Source organism: Pseudomonas sp. B16(2017), from assembly GCF_002113205.1.
GTDB lineage: Bacteria > Pseudomonadota > Gammaproteobacteria > Pseudomonadales > Pseudomonadaceae > Aquipseudomonas > Aquipseudomonas pharyngis.
The window spans coordinates 66,935-72,139 of record NZ_NEKA01000022.1; the positions used below are offsets into that span (position 1 = coordinate 66,935).

The window sequence follows — 5,205 nt, forward strand, 5'->3', positions numbered from 1 at the left end:
AAAAGGTGAGGGAACATGGATCAGTTGGCACTCAAGGCAATCGAGCGCATCGCCGCCGAACGGCGTGCGCCGTATCAACACATCACGGTCGAGCGGATCACGCCGATCATCGGCGCCGAGATCGGCGGCGTCGATCTTTCGCAGCCGCTGAGCGACGAGCAGCTCGCGGAAATCCGCCGGGCCTTTCTGGAGAACCACGTGGTGGTGTTCCGCGATCAGCACCTGACGGTGGACGAACACAAGGCGTTTGGCCGGCTGTTCGGTGAGCTGCGGGCGCTGCCGGTGGAAGACATCGACGGCGATGACCCGGAGCTGGTGGTGATCCGCGCCAATGCGCAATCGCGCTACGTGGCCGGCGAAACCTGGCACACCGACGGTACCGCCGATCTGGCGCCTTCCATGGGCTCGATGCTGTACGTCAAGGAAACCCCGGCCATCGGCACGGGCGGCGATACGCTGTTCGCCAACATGCACCTGGCGCTGGAAATGCTGTCGCCGACGATGCAGCAGTTTCTTGGCGAACTGACGGCGATCCACGACGGCGCGATTCCGTGGAAGGGCTATGAGGCGCCGGCCAATCTGCCGAAAACCGAGCACCCGGTGGTGGTTCGCCACCCGGAAACCGGGCGTAAAACACTGTTCGTCAATTCCGGGTTCACGTCGCACATCGTCCAGTTGTCCGGCGGTGAAAGTCAGGTGCTGTTGAACATGCTGTTCGATCTGGTGGCGCGGGAGCCGGTCCTCAGCTGTCGCGTGCGTTGGGCGCCGAACAGCCTGGTGTTCTGGGATAACCGCTGCACCCAGCACCATGCGGTCTGGGATTATTTCCCGCACTCGCGGTATGGCGAGCGGGTGACGATTCTGGGGACGCAGCCCAAGGCTTGAGTCTAAAAAAACGGTGGGAGCGGGCGCCGTTCCCACCGCTCATTTACAGACCTTGTTTGAGCAACTGCTCGACGATCAACTCGCCAAACGCCAGATTCCCGTGCAGCGGGTCATCCACTTCGCAGTACGCCGGAAGCTGAAAACCCAGCTCATCATTCGCTGCCGCGCGCACATCGATCAGCTCGATGCCGAGCCCCTGCAGGCGCTCGATCAGCAGCGCCTGCGCGGCCATGAACACCCGCGGATCGGACAGCTCTGGCACCCGTTGCGGCGGCAGCACGGCGAACACCTTGAGGTTCATCGCCCGGGCCTGTTCATAGAACGCCAGCGCAGGTTTGGACAAGGTGTCGACGATGGATTCGAACAGGGGCCCGGCGAGAAAACCTTCGTCGAATTCGCCGTCCGGTGTCTGGTAGCAGGTCCAGTTCGGCGCGGTGGCGAGGTAGTGCAGGCTCAGGCCAATGGTACTCACCAGCGGCACCCCGACCTTCGCCAGTTGCGGCACTTCAAAAGGCGCCAGGGCCTGGCGATACAGACGTTCCATCTCGGCCTCGCGAAACAGCACGTCATGGCGGGTCAGGCTGAAAAAATCCACCGCGAAATCCCGGCCGGTGCCCAGCGGGCCGCCGCTGAACGGCAACTCACGGGCCTGCGCGGCCTTGCCGATGACCCCGGCATGGGAGTCGCCCAGCAGCAGAAACCTAGGCGTAGTAATCGAGCACGGCGTCTTCACAGACAAGCTCCTCGCTGGACACGCAGGTGGAGGGAATGCTGGCCGGCGTTTGCAGCGGTTGAACGGCGTCGAGCCCGGCGAAAAACTGCTGCATGACGAACGCCACGCCTTCGGGCGTGACCTCGCGCTGGTTGGGTTGGTAGAACGCGCCCTTGAACGGTGTGCCGGTGATGATTTCGTAAGAGGGGAAATAGTCGACGTCGTGCAGGTCTTCGCACAGCTGCCCGGCGACGGCGCGCAGGACCGATTTGGAATAGGTGGTGGCGCTCAGCACATGTTCGCCCGTGGCCGTCGCCGTCAGGGGCACTGGTGACACGGTGAGCAGCAGGCGCAGCTGCGGGTTGATCGAACGCATCAATTCCAGCGCCCGCACCATGTCGCCATAGGTGTCCATGAAGCCGAAATTGCAGAAACGGTGCAGCTGCGGATCGAAAGTGCCGCGCACGGTGCCGGGGCACACGGGATACACCAGACCGGTCTGGCGGTTTTGCCAGGCTTCGGTCAGGCCGAGGGTGAACACGAACACTTTGGCTCGGCGCAGGGCGCTGCGGATGGCGTCGAGGGTGGCTTCACGCGAGGCGAACAGCGCGTCCTCGCTGGCAAAACCGTCGGGTTCCACGGCGGGGCGGAATGGGTCGAACCATCGCCCGTCATGTGCCCAGGTTTCGTCGGGGGGCAGGCTCACGCCCAAGGCCCATTCGAGCCATTGGCACAGCATCGCCGGGGTGTACAGATTGCCGGTGCGGAACGAGAACACCCCATAGTTGTGGGCCTTCCAGTCGGCTGCGGGCAGTTCGGCCGGGGCCGGTTCCGCGTCCAGCCAGTTCATGCCGCGTTCGCCCAGCGCCCGGCCGATGTGCTGGGCGAAACACGAGCCAGCGGTGACGATGGCGTCCTTGGTGCCGATCTCGAATTGTGGCGTCCACAGTTGATCGATGTTCAGCGCGGGCTTGTCAGCCACGGCGGTGCGCCAGAAAGCGCGGGGTGGCAGGCATTGATAAGGATTCACGACGAGGGCCTCCTTGGCGGTCGCTGATAAAACGGGGTCAACTGATTTGATAGCGGTAGATCAGGTCGTCAAACCACCGATCTCCAATCTGATAGGCCTGCGGCACGCGGCGTTCGAATACAAAACCGCATTTCTCCAACACCTTGCAGGACGCGATATTACCGTCGGTCACGGTCGACTCCAATGAGTCCAGGCCGATGGCGGCGGCATAGTCGATGATCGCCTGCCGCGACTCGGTGCCAAAGCCTTTGCCCTGATGCTCGGGTAACAGCAGGCAACCCACCTCGGCATGCCCCGGCGACAGGATGCGAAAACCGGTCACTCCCAGCTCCTGCCCGCTGGCCCTGTCGGTCACCACCAGACACAACCAGTGATCCGACTGCGGCCCCCAAGCCGGAAGCCGATGCTCGAAGCCTTTGCGCACCTGTTCTTCGGCGATTTCACCGAACACGTACTGCATGGTCTGTGGCTCGGAATGCAGCCTGAGGAACAGCGGCCAGTCGGATTCGACCATCGTGCGCAGGTCCAGGCGTTGCGTGGTGAGTTCGAGCATCCGGTGCACCTTGCAGAGGTGGAAAGGAAAGAGGTTTTTTACTTGGTGCCGGGGCAAAGATCAATGATCTGTACTGCTCGGTGGTTTCAATGTTTTTACTAAACCTGCCGTTTACTTAAGGCTGTTAGGCTTCAACTGCCGTGTGTATTCGATAGAGGGGGCGGCAGAGTAGGCATCCAGTGAGTCCTGCGTTGTTGATTCTGCGATGAAAAGCAGAGAAGGCCCGAAGAGGGCTTTACGTTCTTCCGGCATGCAGGTCGGCAAGTAGGTGCGCAGCACTCGCGGGTCGTAAAAGCGAAAGGCGAGCTCATTGCCTTCGAAGTCCACTACTTTGAGTAAGGTGCGAAAGTGACGGCGTAACTGGCGGAGGGAAACATCGGGTGGTGCAATGACAAAATACCCCCAGCTTGCTCCCCATCCCACATCAAGCAGTGAACCGGTGAACGCTTGATCAGGATCAAGATGCACCAGATAGGGGGCAACGGCAGACAGCGCCGGAGTGAGACTGCCTGCATACAGGCAGGTAAAATCGGAATTGCTCAAACGGATCATGGGTTCGATTCGGTCATCGCGAGCTCCGTCCAGCAATGCATATACCTGCGGTGCCTGCGGACCTTTCCCTGCGCTCCACAGCTCCCGAACAAGCCATGTGACCAGGCTCAGGTCTGATTCATGCGGGGCACTCATTTCGAACAGATCTCACAGAATGGCTTTCCGTCTTCGGCCGCCTGTTTCAGAGATCTGGCTTGGCGATCCTGGCGCTGTATGCGGGCCTTTTTGAGTTCGACAGCAGAAATACGGGGGGCAGTGGCAGCAGTAGCGGCGGTCAGCCGTTGTCCGGCTTTATCGCTGTCGGCTATCCAGGGAATGACGGGCGGCAGAATTGCAATTCCGGAACCCACACCCGGCGCACCGCCGGTATTGGCCTTTACCTCGGCACCACTGATGGTCACACCACCCGCGTCGACCTTGACGAAACTGCCGCCAGCCTTCGCCGTCAGTTCCATGCCGCCCTCGATCACGACCTTGTCGCCGGCGTGGTAGTGAATTTCCGTGCCCGCCTCCACGAACTGCCCGGTGCCGACCTTCACATGCTGGGTCACGCCGACAGTCAGGTGATCGTTGGCGCGCATTTCACTCTTGCGGTCCAGGTGAGTGATGCGGTGTTCCTCGACCTTGAATTCACTTAAAACATTGGCTTCAACGATGTCATGCCGTTCATTGCCGACGCGGATCTTCTGGTCGTGCTCGATGTTTTCGTCCCAGTCGCGCTGGGCGTGGATGTAGATCTGCTCAACGCCTTTCTTGTCTTCGATGCGGAATTCGTTATAGCCCTTGCCGCCCGGTGAGCTCAGGGTCTTGAAGGTGCTGCGGGTCTTGTTCGCCGGCAGGTCGTAGGGGACGACGTTTTCCTTGTGGTACAGGCAGCCGGTCACCAATGGTTGGTCGGGGTCGCCTTCGAGGAAGGTCACCAGCACTTCCATGCCGATGCGTGGGATGGCGATGCCGCCGTACGCTGCGCCGGCCCAGCCGCTGGCGACGCGCAGCCAGCAGGTGGTCTTGTCGTCGGCCTGGCCGTCGCGGTCCCAGTGGAATTGCACTTTCACGCGGCCGTACTGGTCGCAGTGAATCTCTTCGCCAGCGGGGCCGGTGACGATGGCGGTCTGGCTGCCGAGGACTTTCGGTTTCGGGTGTTCGAGGGCAGGGCGGTAGTGGGCGTCCCACGGGGTGGCCACGAATGAGTTGCGGTAGCCCTGGTGGAAATCGGTCTTGTTGTCGGTGACGTCGCTGGTGACGTTTTCGCCCAGTACTTGCGGCTGCTTGCCTTCGTGAAAGACTTCCAGCAACAGCCACAAATCGTTCCACTCGGCGCGCGGGTGTTCGGCCAGGGTCATGAAGTGGCCGCTGGTCAGGGTCGGTTCGTCACCTTTGCCTTCGGCGAGTTTGTAGTCGCTGCGATGGCGTTCCAGCGCGCGGGTCGAGAGGAACTTGCCGCGCTCGCGCGTGGTGAAACGGCCGGGGTAG

6 protein-coding genes are annotated in these 5,205 nt (G+C 61.6%); 1 reads left to right on the top strand and 5 read right to left on the bottom strand.

The features are described 5' to 3' along the window. Window positions 1-15 precede the first annotated feature (15 nt). Entirely contained in the window at window positions 16-885 is an 870-nt protein-coding gene (locus CAG25_RS26675; RefSeq protein WP_039771066.1) for a TauD/TfdA family dioxygenase, read from the top strand. A 43-nt stretch (window positions 886-928) separates the two neighbouring features. Here CAG25_RS26675 and CAG25_RS26680 read toward each other — a convergent pair whose 3' ends face one another. The 5 genes from CAG25_RS26680 to tssI form a co-directional block, all read right to left on the bottom strand. Beyond that, complete coding sequence (locus CAG25_RS26680) at window positions 929-1,618, bottom strand: hypothetical protein (protein ID WP_178076435.1); 690 nt, start codon at window positions 1,616-1,618, stop codon at window positions 929-931. Then, window positions 1,587-2,627, bottom strand: coding sequence for a GSCFA domain-containing protein (locus CAG25_RS26685; protein WP_085610223.1), 1,041 nt, complete (start codon window positions 2,625-2,627; stop codon window positions 1,587-1,589). The genes CAG25_RS26680 and CAG25_RS26685 overlap by 32 nt, the downstream gene beginning before the upstream one ends. Before the next feature lie 37 nt (window positions 2,628-2,664). After that, window positions 2,665-3,180, bottom strand: a complete 516-nt coding sequence (locus CAG25_RS26690; protein WP_064382008.1) for a GNAT family N-acetyltransferase — start codon at window positions 3,178-3,180, stop codon at window positions 2,665-2,667. Between the two features lie 111 nt (window positions 3,181-3,291). Further along, entirely contained in the window at window positions 3,292-3,867 is a 576-nt protein-coding gene (locus CAG25_RS26695) for a DUF4123 domain-containing protein (RefSeq protein ID WP_085610224.1), read from the bottom strand. Further along, window positions 3,864-5,205, bottom strand: a 1,342-nt coding sequence (gene tssI, locus CAG25_RS26700; protein ID WP_143515460.1) for a type VI secretion system tip protein TssI/VgrG, incomplete at its 5' end; no start/stop codon positions are given. The genes tssI and CAG25_RS26695, both read right to left, overlap by 4 nt.

Bases quoted from the DNA above. Each gene is read 5' to 3' on its own strand.
- CAG25_RS26675 (WP_039771066.1), top strand. From the start codon at position 16: ATGGATCAGTTGGCACTCAAGGCAATCGAGCGCATCGCCGCCGAACGG.
- CAG25_RS26690 (WP_064382008.1), bottom strand. From the start codon at position 3,180: ATGCTCGAACTCACCACGCAACGCCTGGACCTGCGCACGATGGTCGAA.
- CAG25_RS26695 (WP_085610224.1), bottom strand. From the start codon at position 3,867: ATGAGTGCCCCGCATGAATCAGACCTGAGCCTGGTCACATGGCTTGTT.